Below are 17,747 nucleotides of genomic sequence, written 5' to 3' on the forward strand. Positions count from 1 at the left end.
CCGTGTCAGGCTGCTAGATTGGCAAGGGCATTTCGCCCGTACTGCTTAGTATGGGCAGCGGCCGGACGAAGCATTCACCTATTCGCGCATGAGCGCAAAAAAGAAAGAGGACGGCGATTACTCGCCATCCTCTACTCGTTCGTTCGTATTTAGACATAGATCGGCATGACCGGATTCGTCTGCTCCCGGTTGCGGCCGACGGAGAAGATCGCGATCGGAATGCCCGTCAGCTCGGAGACGCGCTCTACGTAGCGGCGCGTATTCGCCGGCAAGTCTTCCAGCGTCTTCGCGTTCGAGATGTCCTCGCTCCAGCCCGGCAGCTCCTCGTACACCGCTTCGCATTCGGAGATCAGCTTCAGGCTTGCCGGGTAATGCGTGATGACTTCGCCGCGCAGCTTGTAGCCGGTGCAAATTTTGACCGTTTCCAGGCCGGACAGCACGTCAAGCGAGTTCAGGGACAAGCCCGTAATGCCGCTGACGCGGCGCGCATGGCGGACGACGACGGTGTCGAACCAGCCGACGCGGCGCGGACGGCCGGTAACCGTGCCGTACTCGTGGCCCTTCTCACGGATCAGGTCGCCGATTTCATTGTTCAGCTCCGTCGGGAACGGGCCGTCGCCGACGCGCGTCGTGTAGGCTTTCGCCACGCCGATGACTTGCTGGATCTTCGACGGCCCGACGCCGGAACCGATGCAGACGCCGCCTGCGGTCGGGTTCGACGACGTCACGTACGGGTACGTGCCTTGATCGATATCGAGCATAACGCCTTGCGCGCCTTCGAACAGGACACGCTTGTCGCCGTCGATCGCGTCGTTCAGCACGACCGACGTATCCGTCACGTACGGCCGAAGCGTCTCGGCATAGCCGAGGTACTGTCCGAGGATCTCGTCTGCGTCCAGCTTCTCGCCGCCGTACACTTGCTCGATGACTTGGTTCTTCTCGACGATAAGACGGCGAAGCTTCGATTCGAACTCCTCGGCGTCCATCAGATCGGCCACGCGAATGCCGTTGCGCGCCGCTTTGTCCATGTAGCAAGGGCCGATCCCCTTGCGGGTCGTGCCGATTTTGTTATCGCCCTTGCGCTCTTCTTCCAAGCCGTCCAGCACCAGGTGGTACGGCATGATCAGATGCGCGCGGTCGCTGATTTTCAAGTTCTCGGTCGAGAAGCCGTTCTCATGTATATAATTGATTTCGTCGATCAGGGCAGCCGGGTTGATGACCATGCCGTTGCCGATGACGCACACTTTATTTTCATTGAAAATTCCGGATGGAATCATCGTGAGCTTATATTTCTTATTGCCGATCATGATCGTATGGCCTGCGTTATTGCCCCCTTGGTACCGGGCTACAACATCGGCGCCGTCCGCCAAGAAATCGGTGATCTTGCCTTTGCCTTCGTCTCCCCACTGGGTGCCGACTACAACTACCGTTGACATGGATATACCCCCATTACATGTTTTGCGCGCAAACAAACCGATCAAACGCATCGAATGGCTGCCCGTGACCGGCAGCAAGGCCCGCTCCTAACGGGAGCAAGACTGCCCTTTAGCGGCAGCATTATTAGTTTACTGGTTTAGTCCGGTAAAGTCAACGAAAAGCGAACAATTGTAGGGCTGCCCCTACAATTGTTCGGAAATAGAAATATAATGACGGGAACGCGCCAAGCAGTGCTACGACGCCTGTCCCGGCTCCTGATGCGACCGGTCCAAACCGACGAATTTATTGAAGTTCTTCAGGAACGCCAGCTCGACCGTGCCGACCGGGCCGTTACGCTGCTTGGCGATGATGATCTCGATGATGTTCTTCTTCTCCGACTCTTTGTCGTAGTAATCGTCCCGGTACAGGAACGCGACGATATCGGCATCCTGCTCGATCGAACCGGATTCCCGAAGGTCGGACATCATCGGACGCTTGTCCTGCCGCTGCTCGACGCCCCGGCTGAGCTGGGACAGCGCGATCACCGGCACTTCCAGCTCCCGCGCGATTTGCTTCAGCGTACGCGAGATCTCGGATACTTCCTGCTGCCGGTTCTCGCCCGCCTTGCCGCGGCCCTGGATGAGCTGCAGGTAGTCGATCAGAATCATGCCGAGCCCGCGCTCTTTCTTCAGGCGCCGGCATTTGGCCCGGATATCCGCGACGGTAATGCCGGGCGTATCGTCGATATAGATTTGCGCTTCCGACAGCGAACCGATCGCCATCGTTAGTTTTTCCCAATCGTCGCCTTCCAGATACCCCGTCCTCATCCGGCCGGCATCGACATTCGATTCCGCGCAGATCATCCGCTGCACCAGCTGGGCGGCGGACATCTCGAGACTGAAGATCGCCACCGTCTCGCGGGCGCGCACGCCGACGTTCTGGGCGATGTTCAGCGCGAACGCCGTCTTCCCTACGGACGGCCGGGCGGCCACGATAATGAGATCGTTGCGCTGAAAGCCGGACGTCATTTTGTCGAGATCCGCGAACCCGGATGGGATGCCCGTCGATCCGCCCTTGTTGGAATACAGATGCTCGACCCGCTCGAATACTTCCATCAGCACGTCGCGGATCGAGATGAAGCCGCTGCTCGAACGACGGTTGGACAGCTCCATGATGCGCGATTCCGCATCGCTCAGCATAAGCCCGATATCGTCCGCGGCCGCATAGCCGTCCGATACGATGTTCGTCGCCGTGCGGATCAGCCGGCGCAGCATCGATTTCTCTTCGACGATCTGCGCGTAATAGTCCACGTTTGCCGCCGTCGGCACCGCATTGCCCAGCTTGGCCAGGTAGCTGACGCCGCCGATCTCCTCCAGCTGCTGCCGGTCTTGCAGATAAGCCGTCAGGGTCACGAGGTCGATGGGCTGATTGTTCTCGCCGAGATCGACCATCGCATCATAGATCAACTGGTGCGACGGCAGGTAGAAGTCCTCGCTCCGCAGCCGTTCCATTGCCGTAATGAGCGCTTCCGTCTGCAGCAGCACCGCGCCCAGCACCGCCTGCTCCGCTTCCATGTTCTGCGGCGGCACGCGGTCGAACATCGTCAGCTCATCGCTCATCGTTTCCCTGACTCCTTCGTAATTATTCTTCCGAGGCATGAACGCTCAGCTTCGCTTTCACTTCGGGATGCAGCTTGACCTGTACCTGCGTGACGCCCAGCGTACGGATCGGCTCCTCCAGTTCGATCTTGCGCTTGTCGACCTTCACGCCCAGCGCTTCCAGCGCCTCGGCGATCTGCTTGCTCGTGATCGCGCCGAACAGACGGCCGCCTTCGCCGGCTTTCGTCTTTACGACGACCTTCATCGCTTCCAGGCGGGCGCCCAGCGCCTGCGCGTCGGCCTTCTCCTGCTCCTTCTTCCGCAGCTCGGCGGCCTTCTGCGCGTCCAGCGTCTTTACGTTGCCTTCCGATGCCGGCTTCGCAAGATTTTTCGGAAACAGGAAGTTGCGTACGTAGCCTTCCGACAGATCCTTGATTTCGCCCTTCTTGCCTTGACCCTTTACGTCTTGCAGAAAAATTACCTTCATTCGAATAGCCCCTCTTCCTTATCGATTTCTTGCAGCACTTGCTTCAGGCGCTGCGCGACTTCCGAGACGGTGCCCTCCAGCTGCGCGGCGGCGTTGGTCAAGTGACCGCCGCCGCCCATGCGCTCCATGACGACCTGCACGTTCATATGGCCGAGCGACCTGGCGCTGATGCCGATCAGGCCGTCCGGCCGCTCGCCGACGACGAAGGACGCAAGGACGTCCGTCATGTTCAGCAGCGTATCCGCCGACTGCGCGATGAGCAGCTGGGAATACTGTCTCCCTTGCTCCGTCACCGCGATGGCGATATGTTCATAGACGATTTCCGCCTGCTTGATCATTTCCGCTTTCTTGATGTACTCCGCCAGATCCTCTTTCATCATCCGCTGGATGAGCGCGGAATCCGCGCCGTTGCGGCGCAGGAACGAGGCGGCCTCGAACGTCCGCGAGCCGGTGCGGAGCGAGAAGCTCTTCGTATCCACCGTAATGCCTGCGAGCAGCGCCGTCGCTTCCCGTATATCCAGGGCTACCCGGTCGTGAATATATTGAAGCAGCTCCGTCACCAATTCACAGGTGGATGACGCGTACGGCTCCATATAGACCAGCATCGCATTGGCGATAAACTCCTCGCCGCGGCGGTGATGGTCCACGACGACGATTTTGTCCGTCAGCGACAGCAGGCGCGGCTCCTTGACCATGGACGCCTTATGCGTGTCGACGACGACCGCCAGCGTCTTGCCGTCCACGATGCCGAGCGCCTGGTCCGGCGTAATGAACCGCTTGGCGATGCGCTCGTCTTCCCGCAGCATCTCCATCATGCGCTGAATGGCCGGATTGACGCCCTCCAGCACGATGTAGGCTTCCTTGTTGAACAGCAGCGCCGCCTTGAGCACGCCGATCGACGCGCCCACCGCGTCCATATCGGGCATCTTGTGCCCCATGATGAGGATGCGGTCGCTGTCGCGCATCAAATCCCGCAGCGCATGCGCCACGACGCGCGCGCGCACCCGCGTCCGCTTCTCGACGGCGTTGGACTTGCCGCCGTAGAACGACTGGCGCTGGCCGACCTTGACGGCCGCCTGATCGCCGCCGCGCCCGAGCGCATAGTCGAGACTCGTCTGCGCCCAGTGCCCCAGCTCGACGATGCTGTCCGCGCCGGCCGCGAAGCCGATGCTGAGCGTCATCGGGATTTTATTGTCGGCCGTAATCTCCCGCACCTCGTCCAGCAGGACGAAGCGCGACAGCTCCAGCTGCTTCAGCGTGCGCTGATCCGTCATGACCAGATAGCGGTCCGACGTCAGCCGCTTCAGATAGACGTGGAACTTGTTGGCCCATTCCGTAATTTCGGCCGTGGCCTTCGACATCAGCGTGCTGCGCTGCTGGTCGTCCATCCCCTGCGTCACTTCTTCGAGGTTATCCATCATGACGATGCCAAGCGCCATCTTCTCTTCCTCGTACCGCTTGGCCAGCTGCCACTGCTTCGTAATATCGCGCACGTACAGCAGCCGCTCGTCGAACCGGAATTGCAGCTCATAGATGGCGCTGCCGATCGCCGCTTCCACCGTGCCTTCGCGTTCCTTCGCCTGCGACAGCGTCGGAAACAAGTCGCTCAGCGATTCGCCCACGGCCGACTCCCGCTCCAGCATGTTCGTCACGAACGCGTTATGCCATTCGATCGTCTTGTCTTCGTTATACAGAATAATGCCGAACGGCAGATCGCTGATCACTTCCTGGCCCGCCTTCTTCACGCGGTAGGACAGCGTGCCGAGGTACATTTTCAAATCCCGCCTGAACGCCCGCTCGGCCATCACGGAATATACGCCGATGGCGCCGGACAACGCCAGCCCGATCACGCCCAGCTTCCATTCGTACGTCGCGAGCGTGATCGTCATGAACAACATCAGCACGAACGCCCATAAGTGGTGCATGCCGTGCCATCGTTTAATTAGAAACCTCGGCATGTTAACTCCGCTCCTGCATTACGATTTCTTGAACGCTCTTCGGATCGGGAACGCGACGTCGAACAGTCCAATCCAGCTTAACGGCGGGAAGAACACGACGATGACGGACAGAAGAACCGGAATCGCTTTATTCCATCTGCGCTCGTGCGCGACGTAGAAGAAGAAGCCCATCGCCTGAATGGTGAACGCCATTTGCATCAGCGGCTGCAGGTTGTGGAGCGCGACCGCCATGAACGACGTTCCGTCGCTCGGCACCGCCATGTCCGCGAGAAGAACGATCAAATAGTACAGGACGAAAATACGAGGCAGCATCCATTGGTGCGGTGCCTGCAGCTTGGCAACGGCAATGCCCGAAGCGCGCAGAATCCTGCCCGCGATTCCGTGCGCGATGACCGTATAGAGGAACGAGACAACAATAAGCGCCATCGGAATGGCATGAATCAAACTCCGAATATAACTTTCCGTTACTTCCGCCGTCCACGTGCTTGGCATCAATCCGTCGCTGTTCAGGTTGTCGACCAGATCCGTAATGGTCGTGCGAATCTCGCGAATCAGCGAGAAGTCGAACCACAGGTCGGCAAGCATCAGCTGCAGCAAAGACAAGCCGAGCAGCGTCAGCACGACGGCCGTCAGCGTTGTGCGCGCCGGCACGCCCTTGCGGTACAAGTGTCCCATGATGACGGACGGGATCAGGAAGAACAGTCCGACGATCAAAGCGACCGGTCCCAATAGTACGGTTCCGATTGCGTACACGACAGCCATATGCAAGGCAAAGGAACGCACGGGCAGCGTCGTATACAAAATTACCACGGGCACCATCATGAGCGCGGACACAAGCACGTTCATGAGCGGTACGGCGATGGCGAGCAGCAGCAACAATGCCGCGGCGCTCCAAAGCATCGATCTTACACCGGTTTTCAACCCGTTCACCTCTTGCTTTAGTTACTAGTGCGCAGCCTTAAGCTTTACTCCCCATTATAGCATAAAACATGTACGGCAACACAGGAGACCCTGTCCAGTACCCGGCCTCGGACGACGCCGCTGCCGTAGAATCCGCACCCCCGTTGAAGTTAGAAACGCCGCCCTCGAGCTTGAGGACGGCGTCTATGGGCACCAGCACTGCCTGCTATCGGGTTCTTAACCGGCGGCTGTCTCCTGCTGAATATGAAGTGCTTTAAGAATGAGTGCTTCGCAATAATCGATAATGTCGCTGCGGCGTACGATGCCGATAAACCGGTTCATGTCGTCTACCACCGGAACGAAGTTCTGCACTTTCGCCAGGGAGACGAGATCCTCCATGTTCGCGTCGATCTGCACGGCCTTGTTGGTCAGCCGCATCTGCACGTCGGACAGCTTGACCTTGTTCGTCTGATCGAACGTGAGCTGCGGGTTGTTCTTCATATACCAGAGCAGATCGCCTTCGGTGAGCGTCCCGGCATAGCCGCCGTCGCGATCCAGGATCGGAACCGCCGTATAGCGGTGATGCTCCATGCGTTCAAGCGTCTGGCGCAGCGTGGCGTCGAGCGTCAGCCACACCACTTCTTGCTTCGGCAACAGGAAAAATGCAATGTTCATGCGTGCGTTGCCCACCTTCCTTCCTTTTCATCCGCTTGGCTGCCGTTATCTCTTCACGGATGTGCCCGGCTTCGCCGACAAGGGCGCAACCGGCTGCTGTTTATTCTTCTGCTGATTCTCCTCCGGAAGCGGCAGCTGTGCTTTCGTGCTGGCCGGATCGAGCCAGGCCTTAATGAGCGCTTTCGACGCCGCCAAGTCCTGTTCGTCGGCAAAATAATACCAGGCGCCGCGTGCCGTCTTGCGATGGCCTTCGCCCTTCAGCGTATGGCTGTAAATCGAGCGGCTGCCGCTTTGCAGCATGCTTCTCGCAAGGTCGAGCATATGCGCCGGCGTCAAATCCGTGCTGAAATTATTGCCCATGATGTCGATCATTTGCGGAATTTTCGACCACTGGCCGACACTCGACGCCTTGTTCATTATCGCGTTCAGGAACACCTGATGGCGTCCTGCGCGGCTCGTATCGCCCCCGGCGTCTTCCCGGTAACGAACGAAATTCAGCGCCTCCGTGCCGTTGTAGACGTCTTTCCCGGCTTTCACCACGAACTTCTCGTGATCGGGATCGTCATTGACCAGATCCTTCGTAATGGGAAGCGCAATCCCGCCCATCGCGTCAATGACATCGCGAAAGCCTTTGAAGTTTATTGTAGCATAATGGTCGACCCGTACGCCAAACATCTTCTCGACCGTTTCCATCGACATCTTCGTGCCGCCGAATGCGTAGGCATGGGTGATTTTATCTTCCCATTGCCTGCCTGCCTTCGTCTTCTTCCCGACGATGTCGACGTACGTATCCCGGGGGATGGAAACCATCAGCATGGCGCCGTCGCTCGGTCTGACGACCGTATAGATCATCGTGTCGGAACGTCCGATCTCCTTATCCCGCTGATCGACGCCGAGCAGCAGCAGCGAGAACGGCTGCTCCTTCTTATAGACTGTCTCGACCGGCTTGCGGCCCTCCAGGGGCTTGTAGGACTTCTCCAGCTTCTCCTCCACGCGATCCGACAGAAACGTATCGAATCCCCATAGCGCCAGTGCGCCGCGATTGTAATACGCCGTCGCTCCGCCCGCGACGAGCAGCACAAGCAAGGCGGCCAGCCATCTATAACGTCTTCTTCTTCTTCGAGGTCTCGTCATGTTGTCTCGCTATGCTCCTGTCTTCCGCCATTCTATTACACGCCTGCACCCTATTCTAAACGGTTCGCTTCAGAGGAAGGTTCCACTTCGTTCAAGACAAATCATTAGCAAAACTGGACGCCGCTAACAAGGAAACCGAAAGTTCAAGCGGATCCGCATAGTCCGCCCGCCAAATGAATACATACCTAACAATAGGGAAGGGGGCATGCTTATCCTTGCGCCGCGTTTTGCGCCGGATCGTTCGTCGACCGGCATTGACCCAAAGATCGTAGGGCTGCTTTGTTACTTAGGCGTGATCGTGACCGGATTGCTGTTTCTCGCGCTGGAGAAACGAAGCACGTTCGTGAAGTTTCATGCCATGCAATCCATCATGCTGTCCTTATCGCTGTTCGTCATTAATATTGTACTCGGCTTCATCCCGATTATCGGCTGGTTCCTTGGCGTATTGTTAGCACCGCTGTCATTTGTTCTATGGGTTGCCTTAATGCTCCTTGCGCTTCAGGGACGATGGTTCAAGCTGCCGATTATCGGCGACTTCGCCGAGCAGCAAGCCGCGAAATTCTGATGCCCGGATATGAGTCTGGCATGAGCAATCGCGTTGGCCGGCGCCCGCGCTTGCCGGCCAACGCAAAAAGGCAGCCCGAAGGCTGCCTCTCTCATCAAACATCTATTCCGTTGTGTAAGGCAACAGCGCAACTTGACGCGAACGCTTGATCGCGATCGTCAGCAGGCGTTGGTACTTCGCGCTAGTTCCAGTTACACGGCGTGGCAGGATTTTGCCGCGTTCGCTAATAAATTTACGAAGCAGGTCCGTATCTTTATAGTCAATGTGTGTAATTTTGTTAGCGGTGAAGAAGCATACTTTACGGCGCTTGTTACGGCCTTTGCGGCCGCCGAACTTACGTTCTGGACGCTCGTCGCCACCATCTCTTTGTTTGAAGCTCATGTTCATCCGTCCTTTCGTTTAGAATGGCAAATCATCTTCCGATATATCGATCGGGCGCCCGTCATCCGAGAATGGATCACGGCCGTTGTTGTTCCGAGGTGTGCCTCCTGAACGTCCGCCGCCTTGCGAACCGCCGCCGTTACCGCCATAGCCGCCGCCTTGGCCGCCTCCACCGTAGTTTCCGCCGCCACCGCCGCCGTAATTGCCGCCGCCATTATCTTCGCGTGGACCGTTGTCCCGGTTAGCGGATTCCAAGAAGCGAACGTTATCGGCAATAACTTCCGTCACATAGACGCGCTTGCCTTCGTTGTTCTCGTAATTCCGTACCTGGATACGTCCTTCGACCGCCGCAAGACGGCCTTTGCGCAAGTAATTGGCGCAGGTTTCGGCCAGCTGGCGCCACGTCACGATCGGAATGAAATCCGCCTCGCGTTCGCGTTCTCCGCCTTGGCCGGTGCTTGTAAACGGGCGATCCACCGCAAGCGTAAATTGCGTTACCGCAACGCCTGCAGGCGTATAGCGCATTTCAGGATCCCTTGTTAATCTGCCGATGAGAATAACGCGGTTCAACATCGTTTATCGCCTCCAATCAAAACATCGCTTGCGTTTCGATGCGACTTAACAATTAAGCTACATCTTTCGTGATCAAGAAACGGATAACTTCATCCGTAATTTTCATGACGCGGTCAAGTTCATTCACAACTTCTGGCGTTGCGTTGAAATGAACGAGCACGTAAATGCCGTCACGAATCTTATTGATCTCATACGCAAGGCGGCGCTTACCGATCACGTCATGCTTCGTGACTTCTCCGCCGTTTCCGATGATTGCTTGGAACTTTTCAGTCAGCGTTTGAACTGCTTCTTGTTCCACTTCCGGACGAATGATGTACATCAGTTCGTATTTGCGCATTTGATTCACCTCCTCTTGGACTATGCGGCCCCCATGCGGGAGCAAGGAGCGAGCAATAAAGCTTTCTCGCATACTTGAATACTATATCAAATTTATAACCCGCTTGACAAGTAAGGAATCGCTGCTAGCCCTCCCTCATTCTTCCGTTCATGCCGAAACCGCGTCGTGCGCAAACTAACGAACGGGGTTCCCCCCTGAAATCGCGGCAGCAGACATCAAATGGAGGTGCAGCAGCAATGGGCGAATGGACGGAATTCCGGCCGGGCGACCGCGCCCCGAACGACGGAACGTACATCGAGATCGGCGAGGCTTCGTTCCATATGGGCGTTAACAATCCGAAGAAAGTGCATTTGAACAAAGGCGACCAATTCCCCGATACGTCGAACAAAGACCGCAAGTGGAAAAGGATGCACTGATTTTTTTGAATAGCGGCGTATAAATCGGACGGGCTTGGCGCATTATAATTCGTGACGGTGCATTGAGAGGTGTGGTTCCATTGAACGTCAATGTGCTTGAACCTCAAGGAGATTCTGTCCACTCAGCATAGAAGCGGAGGGTTGTGCTAAAGACACTTGTCTGTAACACACGCGAGGTTTCTTACCGAAAGCTTTGTGATGACTGTATTCTACAAAACCACCGTCGGGAAAAGGGCTCGCAAGAGCCCTTTTTTCCTGTCTTCATAAAGACATCGCCGCATGCCGCATGAACTTCATTAGTGCAAGCAACGCCCGTCCGGCAATCGCTCGATCGAGAACCGGCTGCGACCGGCAATTGACATCGGATAGGTGCACCGTACCGCTTGTGCCCTTTCATTGTACTTCCGCCGAAAGCGTACATGTTCTTATCGAGCTGCCTGCCTTCGGGTGCGCACAATAAAAAAAGCGATCCGCATCGGATCGCTTTGTGCTTTGAAAGGGTTAATGGCGGAGAGGGTGGGATTCGAACCCACGCACGCTGTGACACGCCTAGCTGATTTCGAGTCAGCCCCCTTGGGCCTCTTGGGTACCTCTCCATATGTGTGTTTGTCAGTCAGCAAGGATTATCTTATCACGGGACTTGTCCGAATGCAAGCCTTTTTTGAAATATTTTATTCCGCTGCCGACGGCCCTTCTTCTCCCTCTTTTTGCTGCCGTTCCGCGGCGGATCGAAGCACCTTTTTCATGTTTTTCTCGAACTTCGCCCGCGGAATCAGCACGCTGTGCTTGCAGCCCACGCACTTGATGCGGATGTCCATGCCCATGCGGATGATCTCCATCTCATTCGTGCCGCAGGGATGCTGCTTCTTCATTTGCACGATGTCGCCCAGCTCGAACTGCTTTCTCTCCATCTCGATCCGCTCCTCCTCTTCAGTTATACGCTACGGCCGCTGTCTTCGCTCTCTATATCTCGACAGCCTCGTAATGATCCGCCACCTGCTTGTAGATCCCTCGGATTTCTACCCGCTCCTGTACGATCACCTCGTGAACGGCGGCCAAATCTTCTTCGGGAAAATGAATTGATAGTGCACATCCGGCCGTAATTTGCTTCGGCGTCGGACAGATATCTATTTCAATCTCCGCATATTCTAATAGCATCTCCGCTCGCAGCGCCTGCTGGGTGGAGTCGAACGCGATCAGCACGGCCCTCGCCTCCTGACTGATTTTATTGAAGATTCCCTCCCGCGGCAAGTATAAAATGGTTGTCCGATCCATATACTAGTAACCAAGCGTCAGAGCAGCCTTCTATTAATCCGGATGCGTTCTGCTTCGCTGCCGATTATTCATAGAGCTTTGCGGGAGGGGAATCTATGAAACTGCCAGGGATGAAAGAAACGCCGCTCAAAGTGCCTTATACGGAGCCCAACATCACCGGACTGCTTATCAATCGCATGACCTATCTGCTCGACAACGTATCTTCCGATCGCCGAATCGTCGTCGTATGCGTCGGCACCGATCGTTCAACAGGCGACTCCCTCGGCCCGCTCGTCGGCACCTCGCTAAGCAAATACAGAAGTCCGTATTTCGATCTGTACGGCACGCTCGAAGAGCCCGTGCATGCGATGAACCTGGATGAGACGTTGATGGATATTAACCGCCATGTCGGCAAGCCGTTCGTCATCGGCATCGATGCTTGTCTCGGTCAAGCCGCAAGCGTCGGCTGCATCCAAGTGGGCACGGGCCCCGTGCGGCCAGGTGCAGGGGTCAACAAGGATCTTCCTCCCGTCGGCGACATTCACATTACCGGCATCGTGAACGTGGGCGGGTTCATGGAATATTTCGTCTTGCAGAATACTCGCCTTCATCTGGTCATGCGCATGTCCGACATCATTGCGCACAGCTTGTTCGCTTCCATCATGAAGTGCGCGCGTCCGGCTACTTTTCCTGTTGCAAGGCCAGATTGATCGCTTCGATTTCCTCGGGGGTCAGGGCATATGCCGACTGTCCCTCTTTTAGCGGTTTCGCATAGACGAACGTTTCATCGCGTCCATGAATGCCGCTTAGCACCATGCCGTCTTTCTCGTCATTAATGAGCGCAACCGAGAAGCTCAGATCGCTTCCCCGTTCCGCAAAAGCGTTGTAGCGATGAATGCCGATATTGCCCTTCTTCTTCCTCAACGTCTCGCTCAGCCCGTTAACCGTTTGCTTCAGACTGCGTTGCTGCTCATCTTGCTGCTGCAGCCGTTCCTTCATCTGTATGATGATGTCTTCCAATCCCTCCACGCCGTTTCCGTTCATGAATTGCGTGTAGCTCTTCCTCAGTTTCTTCAATTTGCTGCCCAATGCAAAATTGCGAATGATTAGCAAGAGGACGACGACAAGCAGTCCGACCGTGACCCAATCGAACGGCCTTTCAATCCATTGATCCATGTTTTTGATTCTCTCCCATTCCGTGCTTCTTAGCTGTAATGTCGAACGATTTCTTTCACAGCCTCCACGAAGGTCTCCGCCTCTTGCGAAGTTGTGAAGCACCCCACGCTCGCTCGAACCGCTCCGGTCTCCAGCGTACCGGCTGTCCCATGCGCCAATGGCGTACAATGATATCCGGTGCGTACCGCAATATTATAGTGCTGATCCAGAATAAACCCGATTTCCGATGGATCCGCGCCGTCGATGACGAACGACACGATTCCCGTTCTCGGCTTGCCCTGTTCGGGCCCAAGTAGACGAACGTTCTCCAACGCGCTTAACCCTTCCATCATCCGCTGCGTTAACGCCCACTCATTATTATGGATCTTTTGGACGGTCTCATGCAGTACATGCTGTACCCCCGCTCTGAGCCCGCTGATACCGGCGGTATTCTGCGTCCCTGCCTCATAGCGGTCCGGCCTCACGGAAGGCTGCTCGATGGACTCCGATTGACTGCCCGTCCCGCCGTGCAGGAGAGGCTCCAAATCCACTTCAGGGTGTATATACAGCCCCCCGGTTCCTTGCGGCCCCAGAAGCCCTTTATGGCCCGGAAAAGCAAGCAGGTCAATCCCCATGCCTTCTACATCGATTTCCATAATGCCCGCCGTTTGCGCGGCGTCCACCAGCAGCTTAATGCCGCTTCGCCTTGTTATTTCCCCAATGTCCGCTACGGGCAAGATCGACCCAAGCAGGTTGGAGCTATGGCTGACAGCCACCAGTTTCGTATTCGGCCTAAGCGCCAGTTGAACGTCCTTCGCATCCACTTGTCCCTGCTCGTCCGGCTCTACATACGTAACGTCGATAATGCCGAGTCGCTTCAGATACTCCAGCGGTCTTCGCACGGAATTATGCTCCACCGCGGTAGCGATAACATGGTCGCCCGGCTTTACAAGACCCTTAATAGCCATATTCAATGCCATGGTCGTATTCAACGCAAACGCAAGATCGTTCGGGTTTTTGACATTGAACAGCTTAGCCAGCGACTTGCGCGCATCGAACAAGATGCGGCTTGCCCGTACGGCCATCGCATGGCTGCCACGGCCCGGGTTGGCACTGTCTCGTTCCATCGTTTCTTTAACCGCTTGAATGACCGCCGCCGGTTTCGGCCACGACGTGGCAGCATGATCCAGGTATATGAACGGCTTCTCATCCGTCTTATCCGCCATCTTCTCGCCCTCCCTCTATATCCTAACAATAGCATACTCGATCGGCAGCACTGCTTCAAATCCTGCCATCAAGTATGCTATATAGAATGCGAGTATTGGATTACGATAATTTCTGCAGCAGCTCGAGCAAACGTTCCAGATCCTGCTTGTTATAATACATCAGCTCGATGCGCCCTTTCTCTTTTTGCTGCTTTATTTTGACGGTCGTCTTGAATCGATCGCGAAGCGACTCTTCCACCTCATTAATATAAGGGTCCTTCTTCTTGCTCGCGGCTGACTCTTTGGTCTTCGCCGGCGCAGGTTGATCCAAGTTCTTGATCGCTTCTTCCAGCTGTCTGACGCTCCACTCATTCGCAATCGTCAACTCAGCCAATTCTTTCTTGCGTCGATCTTCCTTCACGCCTACAATCGCTCTCGCATGACCCATAGATAATGTTCCACGTGAAACATTTTCTTTGATCTGCTCCGGCAGCGACAACAGCCGGAGGAAATTCGCAATATGCGATCTCGACTTGCCGACCTTCATGGACAGTTCTTCTTGCGTCAGGTTGAACTTATCCATTAACGCCTGATACGCGAGCGATAGTTCAATTGCATTCAAATCCTCCCGCTGCAAGTTCTCGATCAAAGCAATCTCCATGACTTGCATATCCGAGAAATTACGAACGACAGCCGGAATCGTTGAATTGCCGCAAAGCTGAGACGCCCGAAAGCGGCGTTCACCCGCAATGATTTCGTACCCTTTCAGAACCGTACGAACGATAATCGGCTGAATAACGCCATGCTGCTTGATCGATTCGGCCAGTTCTTTGATCGCTTCATCATCAAACGTTTTGCGAGGCTGATAAGGGTTCGCTCTCAGTTGCGCAAGCTGCACTTCAATCACTTTATCTTCCTCGCTGACAGAAAGCGATGGAATAAGCGCATCGAGTCCTCTACCTAGCCGCTTGCTCATACGTGATCACTTCCTTCGCGAGTTCAAGATACACCTCTGCCCCTTTGGACCTTGGGTCATACGTAATAATCGATTGTCCATGCGACGGCGCTTCGCTCAAGCGCACATTCCGCGGAATAATCGTTTGATACACCTTTTGTTGAAAATACTTCTTGACCTCTTCAATCACCTGTATGCCAAGATTGGTCCGCGCATCAAACATCGTCAGCAGCACGCCTTCAATTTGAAGCGACGTATTCAGATGCTTCTGCACGAGACGAACTGTATTTAAGAGCTGGCTTAAGCCTTCCAGCGCGTAATATTCGCATTGAATGGGGATGATGACGGAATCCGATGCCGTCAACGAGTTAATCGTCAGGATGCCAAGCGACGGCGGGCAATCGATAAGAATATAATCGTATTGATTCTTCACAAGCGCAAGCGACTTCTTAAGCCGCTGCTCGCGAGAAATGGTCGGCACCAGCTCGATCTCTGCACCGGCCAATTGAATCGTAGCCGGAATAATATTCAGCCCTTCGATATTCGTCTGACAGGTCGCATCATTCGGATGCACATCGTTAATAAGCACGTCGTAAATACAATGCGCAACGTCCGCTTTATTGATTCCGATACCGCTTGTCGTATTGCCCTGTGGGTCAATATCAACCAATAACACTTTCCGACCCAGAGAAGCCAGACAAGCGCCAAGGTTAACGGACGTCGTCGTCTTTCCGACACCGCCCTTCTGGTTCGTAATTGCAATCGTTTTCGCCAAACTGTTCACCTCTATGCTGATAACTTATTGAATCCGAACAAGTTGAACCGGCTAGCGCCGTCCATATGGCGGCGTTGTGCGCTTCATCCCGGAGAAATACAAGCTTCATTACAAATAGACAACTTATAACGGCTTATATTCCTTAATGCGACCCTACTACTCTATCACCGCAGCTATGGAAACAAATGTTTCCAATCCATAGACAAAATGACGATGCCGTCCCTGTAATGGACGGCTGTCGGCGATGCTATTATCGTTTAGGGATCTTGATGACGATCTCATAATGGTCTTCGAAATCCTGTTCATTGGTCTTAATCTGCATCCCGGTACCCGACACCATATCGATCGATTGGCGAATGGTGTTCAGCGCAAGCCGGACATCCTTCGTGAACGATATCCGTTTCGCCTTCTTAGCCGCATTCTTGACCGTTTCATTGTAGAAGGCGACTCTCGCTTCCGTTTGTTTCACATTAAGCTCTTTAGTAATAATATCGTCTAGCACTTTCAGTTGCAACTCTTCCGAGCTAAGAGATAGCAGTGCTCTGGCGTGACGTTCCGTAATTTTACGTTCCATCAGCGCATTCTTCACGGTATCCCCTAAACCAAGCAGCCTGATTTTGTTCGCGATCGTCGATTGACTCTTGCCGAGACGTTGGGCCAAGCTTTCCTGCGTTAAGTTATGTAGATCGATAAGCTTCTGATAAGCAACCGCTTCTTCAATGGAAGTGAGCCCTTCGCGTTGAAGGTTCTCGATCAAAGCAATCGAAGCCGCTTGCGAATCATTGAACTCGCGGACAATTGCAGGGACGGTTTCCATTCCCAGCTTTTTAACGGCACGGTACCTGCGCTCACCGGCAATGATCTCATACCTTCCGTTACGCAGCCGAACAACGATCGGCTGAATGATGCCATGCGTCCGAATGGTTTGACTGAGCTCTTCAATACGGTCGTCATCGAATACCGTCCGCGGTTGATAAGGACTGGTATCTACGTCTGCGATCGGAATCTGTTTCACTTCGTCTTGCGCATTGTTCTTCTGATCGCCCAAACCGAATAAACGAGAAAATTGTTCTTTCATAGCGTCAACATACCACCCGATTTCAAAGTGCCGAGTTTGTCGTTATACTAAATATTCGTCGGCTGTAAGTTGATTTCCTGCTTGACAGTTCCATAATTCGAACAAATATCGCGTTGTCCTATGTTCCACGTGAAACATTTTAAGTTTGTGCGGCTCTTCTGCTACACGATCGGCTGCTTCAATGGCAGCCCTGCTTTTCTGGGGTATTTCGCAGGTGTATCGGATAGCTTGCTGATCACGATAATATGACGGTCAGACTGCTCGAACGGCAGCTTGAGATGATGGACGTTCGTCAGCTTCCCCTTCAGCTCCGCTATGCTTCGCTTCGCTTCCTGCACTTCTTCGTCCGGGTCGGCTCCCTTCATGGAGGCAAACACGCCGCCTCTGCGCGCAAACGGGAGACAAAGCTCGTTTAATCCGCTTAACCGCGCTACTGCTCTTGCCGTAACCAACTCATACCGATCCCTGTGAGCCGGCAATCGGGCAATATCTTCGGCACGCCCGTGTACGCAGGTCACGTCCTGAAGTCCGAGCTGTTCCACGACATGCTGAAGAAACTGAATCCGTTTGTTCAGCGAATCGACAATCGTTACGCGCAGGTGTGGGAAACAGATTTTGAGCGGCAGGCTGGGAAAGCCCGCGCCGGAGCCGATGTCGGCAATGGACGATACATCCTTCAAATCCACGAAGAATGAAAGCGATATGGAATCGAAGAAATGTTTCTCGTATACCGCTTCCCGTTCCGTAATGCCCGTCAGATTCATCTTCTCGTTCCACTCGACGAGCAGTTCATAATAGGTCTGGAACTGTTGGAGCTGGAGCGACGATAGCGCCACCCCCTGCTCCTGAAGCCGTTCCACAAACCAGGTTTCAGTCGAATTCATG

21 protein-coding genes and 1 tRNA gene are annotated in these 17,747 nt (G+C 54.9%); 3 read left to right on the forward strand and 19 right to left on the reverse strand.

Features of this window, described 5'->3' with window-relative positions:
• Nucleotides 1-149: 149 nt before the first annotated feature.
• The 7 genes from GXP70_RS00645 to GXP70_RS00675 all read right to left on the reverse strand — a co-directional run bounded on the left by GXP70_RS00645 (nt 150) and on the right by GXP70_RS00675 (nt 8,168).
• The gene (locus tag GXP70_RS00645) at nt 150-1,436 is read right to left on the reverse strand and encodes an adenylosuccinate synthase (RefSeq protein WP_162354710.1); all 1,287 of its coding nucleotides are present in this window, start codon (nt 1,434-1,436) and stop codon (nt 150-152) included.
• A 234-nt stretch (nt 1,437-1,670) separates the two neighbouring features.
• Entirely contained in the window at nt 1,671-3,035 is a 1,365-nt protein-coding gene (gene dnaB, locus GXP70_RS00650) for a replicative DNA helicase (RefSeq protein WP_162354711.1), read from the reverse strand.
• Nucleotides 3,036-3,057: 22 nt separating this feature from the next.
• A complete protein-coding gene (rplI, locus tag GXP70_RS00655) occupies nt 3,058-3,501 on the reverse strand; it encodes a 50S ribosomal protein L9 (RefSeq protein ID WP_162354712.1) in 444 nt (147 codons plus the stop codon).
• Complete coding sequence (locus tag GXP70_RS00660) at nt 3,498-5,459, reverse strand: DHH family phosphoesterase (protein WP_162354713.1); 1,962 nt, start codon at nt 5,457-5,459, stop codon at nt 3,498-3,500. Before GXP70_RS00660 ends, rplI begins: the two co-directional genes overlap by 4 nt.
• Before the next feature lie 18 nt (nt 5,460-5,477).
• The gene (locus tag GXP70_RS00665) at nt 5,478-6,380 is read right to left on the reverse strand and encodes a DUF2232 domain-containing protein (RefSeq protein WP_162354714.1); all 903 of its coding nucleotides are present in this window, start codon (nt 6,378-6,380) and stop codon (nt 5,478-5,480) included.
• A 216-nt stretch (nt 6,381-6,596) separates the two neighbouring features.
• Complete coding sequence (locus tag GXP70_RS00670) at nt 6,597-7,034, reverse strand: CBS domain-containing protein (RefSeq protein ID WP_162354715.1); 438 nt, start codon at nt 7,032-7,034, stop codon at nt 6,597-6,599.
• Between the two features lie 45 nt (nt 7,035-7,079).
• Nucleotides 7,080-8,168: an LCP family protein gene (locus tag GXP70_RS00675; protein ID WP_162354716.1), complete on the reverse strand. Its 1,089-nt coding sequence runs from the start codon at nt 8,166-8,168 to the stop codon at nt 7,080-7,082.
• A 205-nt stretch (nt 8,169-8,373) separates the two neighbouring features.
• Between GXP70_RS00675 and GXP70_RS00680 the strand changes: the two genes are divergently transcribed.
• On the forward strand, nt 8,374-8,733 hold the full coding sequence (locus tag GXP70_RS00680) for a DUF4870 domain-containing protein (RefSeq protein ID WP_162354717.1): 360 nt from the start codon (nt 8,374-8,376) through the stop codon (nt 8,731-8,733).
• A gap of 102 nt (nt 8,734-8,835) precedes the next feature.
• Here the strand turns inward: GXP70_RS00680 and rpsR are convergent, their stop codons facing one another.
• From rpsR to rpsF, 3 genes are read right to left on the reverse strand one after another with little or no spacing between them, the layout of a single operon-like run.
• Nucleotides 8,836-9,114, reverse strand: a complete 279-nt coding sequence (gene rpsR, locus GXP70_RS00685) for a 30S ribosomal protein S18 (RefSeq protein ID WP_090649321.1) — start codon at nt 9,112-9,114, stop codon at nt 8,836-8,838.
• 18 nt (nt 9,115-9,132) lie between these two features.
• A complete protein-coding gene (locus tag GXP70_RS00690; protein ID WP_162354718.1) occupies nt 9,133-9,687 on the reverse strand; it encodes a single-stranded DNA-binding protein in 555 nt (184 codons plus the stop codon).
• Nucleotides 9,688-9,739: 52 nt separating this feature from the next.
• The gene (gene rpsF / locus GXP70_RS00695; RefSeq protein WP_162354719.1) at nt 9,740-10,024 is read right to left on the reverse strand and encodes a 30S ribosomal protein S6; all 285 of its coding nucleotides are present in this window, start codon (nt 10,022-10,024) and stop codon (nt 9,740-9,742) included.
• Nucleotides 10,025-10,260: 236 nt separating this feature from the next.
• On the opposite strand from rpsF, the gene GXP70_RS00700 reads away from it, so the two are divergent.
• Nucleotides 10,261-10,440 (forward strand): YjzC family protein, encoded by a 180-nt coding sequence (locus tag GXP70_RS00700; protein ID WP_162354720.1) that lies wholly within the window; start codon nt 10,261-10,263, stop codon nt 10,438-10,440.
• A gap of 505 nt (nt 10,441-10,945) precedes the next feature.
• Here the strand turns inward: GXP70_RS00700 and GXP70_RS00705 are convergent.
• The 3 genes from GXP70_RS00705 to GXP70_RS00715 form a co-directional block, all read right to left on the reverse strand.
• A tRNA-Ser gene (locus GXP70_RS00705) sits at nt 10,946-11,036 on the reverse strand.
• A 75-nt stretch (nt 11,037-11,111) separates the two neighbouring features.
• A complete protein-coding gene (locus tag GXP70_RS00710) occupies nt 11,112-11,351 on the reverse strand; it encodes a DUF951 domain-containing protein (protein WP_162354721.1) in 240 nt (79 codons plus the stop codon).
• A 52-nt stretch (nt 11,352-11,403) separates the two neighbouring features.
• Complete coding sequence (locus tag GXP70_RS00715) at nt 11,404-11,643, reverse strand: putative Se/S carrier protein (RefSeq protein WP_225442616.1); 240 nt, start codon at nt 11,641-11,643, stop codon at nt 11,404-11,406.
• Between the two features lie 167 nt (nt 11,644-11,810).
• Here GXP70_RS00715 and yyaC point away from each other — a divergent pair, with 167 nt between their 5' ends.
• Entirely contained in the window at nt 11,811-12,404 is a 594-nt protein-coding gene (gene yyaC, locus GXP70_RS00720) for a spore protease YyaC (RefSeq protein ID WP_162354723.1), read from the forward strand.
• Here yyaC and GXP70_RS00725 read toward each other — a convergent pair.
• The 6 genes from GXP70_RS00725 to rsmG form a co-directional block, all read right to left on the reverse strand.
• Nucleotides 12,376-12,870 (reverse strand): DUF4446 family protein, encoded by a 495-nt coding sequence (locus GXP70_RS00725; RefSeq protein WP_162354724.1) that lies wholly within the window; start codon nt 12,868-12,870, stop codon nt 12,376-12,378. The genes yyaC and GXP70_RS00725 overlap by 29 nt on opposite strands.
• 29 nt (nt 12,871-12,899) lie before the next feature.
• Complete coding sequence (locus tag GXP70_RS00730) at nt 12,900-14,075, reverse strand: aminotransferase class V-fold PLP-dependent enzyme (RefSeq protein ID WP_162354725.1); 1,176 nt, start codon at nt 14,073-14,075, stop codon at nt 12,900-12,902.
• Between the two features lie 100 nt (nt 14,076-14,175).
• A complete protein-coding gene (locus GXP70_RS00735; protein ID WP_162354726.1) occupies nt 14,176-15,030 on the reverse strand; it encodes a ParB/RepB/Spo0J family partition protein in 855 nt (284 codons plus the stop codon).
• On the reverse strand, nt 15,011-15,784 hold the full coding sequence (locus GXP70_RS00740; protein ID WP_162354727.1) for a ParA family protein: 774 nt from the start codon (nt 15,782-15,784) through the stop codon (nt 15,011-15,013). The genes GXP70_RS00735 and GXP70_RS00740 overlap by 20 nt, the downstream gene beginning before the upstream one ends.
• 250 nt (nt 15,785-16,034) lie before the next feature.
• On the reverse strand, nt 16,035-16,862 hold the full coding sequence (noc, locus tag GXP70_RS00745) for a nucleoid occlusion protein (RefSeq protein ID WP_162354728.1): 828 nt from the start codon (nt 16,860-16,862) through the stop codon (nt 16,035-16,037).
• 161 nt (nt 16,863-17,023) lie between these two features.
• Nucleotides 17,024-17,746 carry a 16S rRNA (guanine(527)-N(7))-methyltransferase RsmG gene (gene rsmG / locus GXP70_RS00750; RefSeq protein WP_162354729.1) on the reverse strand — a complete coding sequence of 241 codons (723 nt, stop codon included), beginning with the start codon at nt 17,744-17,746 and terminating at the stop codon, nt 17,024-17,026.
• Between the last annotated feature and the right edge of the window lies 1 nt (nt 17,747).

It is taken from the genome of Paenibacillus lycopersici, assembly GCF_010119935.1.
Classification (GTDB): domain Bacteria; phylum Bacillota; class Bacilli; order Paenibacillales; family Paenibacillaceae; genus Paenibacillus_Z; species Paenibacillus_Z lycopersici.

Bases quoted from the DNA above. Each gene is read 5' to 3' on its own strand.
- noc (WP_162354728.1), bottom strand. From the start codon at position 16,862: ATGAAAGAACAATTTTCTCGTTTATTCGGTTTGGGCGATCAGAAGAAC.
- GXP70_RS00675 (WP_162354716.1), bottom strand. From the start codon at position 8,168: ATGACGAGACCTCGAAGAAGAAGAAGACGTTATAGATGGCTGGCCGCC.
- dnaB (WP_162354711.1), bottom strand. From the start codon at position 3,035: ATGAGCGATGAGCTGACGATGTTCGACCGCGTGCCGCCGCAGAACATG.
- GXP70_RS00690 (WP_162354718.1), bottom strand. From the start codon at position 9,687: ATGTTGAACCGCGTTATTCTCATCGGCAGATTAACAAGGGATCCTGAA.
- GXP70_RS00730 (WP_162354725.1), bottom strand. From the start codon at position 14,075: ATGGCGGATAAGACGGATGAGAAGCCGTTCATATACCTGGATCATGCT.
- yyaC (WP_162354723.1), top strand. From the start codon at position 11,811: ATGAAACTGCCAGGGATGAAAGAAACGCCGCTCAAAGTGCCTTATACG.
- rsmG (WP_162354729.1), bottom strand. From the start codon at position 17,746: ATGAATTCGACTGAAACCTGGTTTGTGGAACGGCTTCAGGAGCAGGGG.
- GXP70_RS00670 (WP_162354715.1), bottom strand. From the start codon at position 7,034: ATGAACATTGCATTTTTCCTGTTGCCGAAGCAAGAAGTGGTGTGGCTG.
- GXP70_RS00710 (WP_162354721.1), bottom strand. From the start codon at position 11,351: ATGGAGAGAAAGCAGTTCGAGCTGGGCGACATCGTGCAAATGAAGAAG.
- GXP70_RS00735 (WP_162354726.1), bottom strand. From the start codon at position 15,030: ATGAGCAAGCGGCTAGGTAGAGGACTCGATGCGCTTATTCCATCGCTT.
- rplI (WP_162354712.1), bottom strand. From the start codon at position 3,501: ATGAAGGTAATTTTTCTGCAAGACGTAAAGGGTCAAGGCAAGAAGGGC.
- GXP70_RS00645 (WP_162354710.1), bottom strand. From the start codon at position 1,436: ATGTCAACGGTAGTTGTAGTCGGCACCCAGTGGGGAGACGAAGGCAAA.
- GXP70_RS00680 (WP_162354717.1), top strand. From the start codon at position 8,374: ATGCTTATCCTTGCGCCGCGTTTTGCGCCGGATCGTTCGTCGACCGGC.
- rpsF (WP_162354719.1), bottom strand. From the start codon at position 10,024: ATGCGCAAATACGAACTGATGTACATCATTCGTCCGGAAGTGGAACAA.
- rpsR (WP_090649321.1), bottom strand. From the start codon at position 9,114: ATGAGCTTCAAACAAAGAGATGGTGGCGACGAGCGTCCAGAACGTAAG.
- GXP70_RS00725 (WP_162354724.1), bottom strand. From the start codon at position 12,870: ATGGATCAATGGATTGAAAGGCCGTTCGATTGGGTCACGGTCGGACTG.
- GXP70_RS00700 (WP_162354720.1), top strand. From the start codon at position 10,261: ATGGGCGAATGGACGGAATTCCGGCCGGGCGACCGCGCCCCGAACGAC.
- GXP70_RS00660 (WP_162354713.1), bottom strand. From the start codon at position 5,459: ATGCCGAGGTTTCTAATTAAACGATGGCACGGCATGCACCACTTATGG.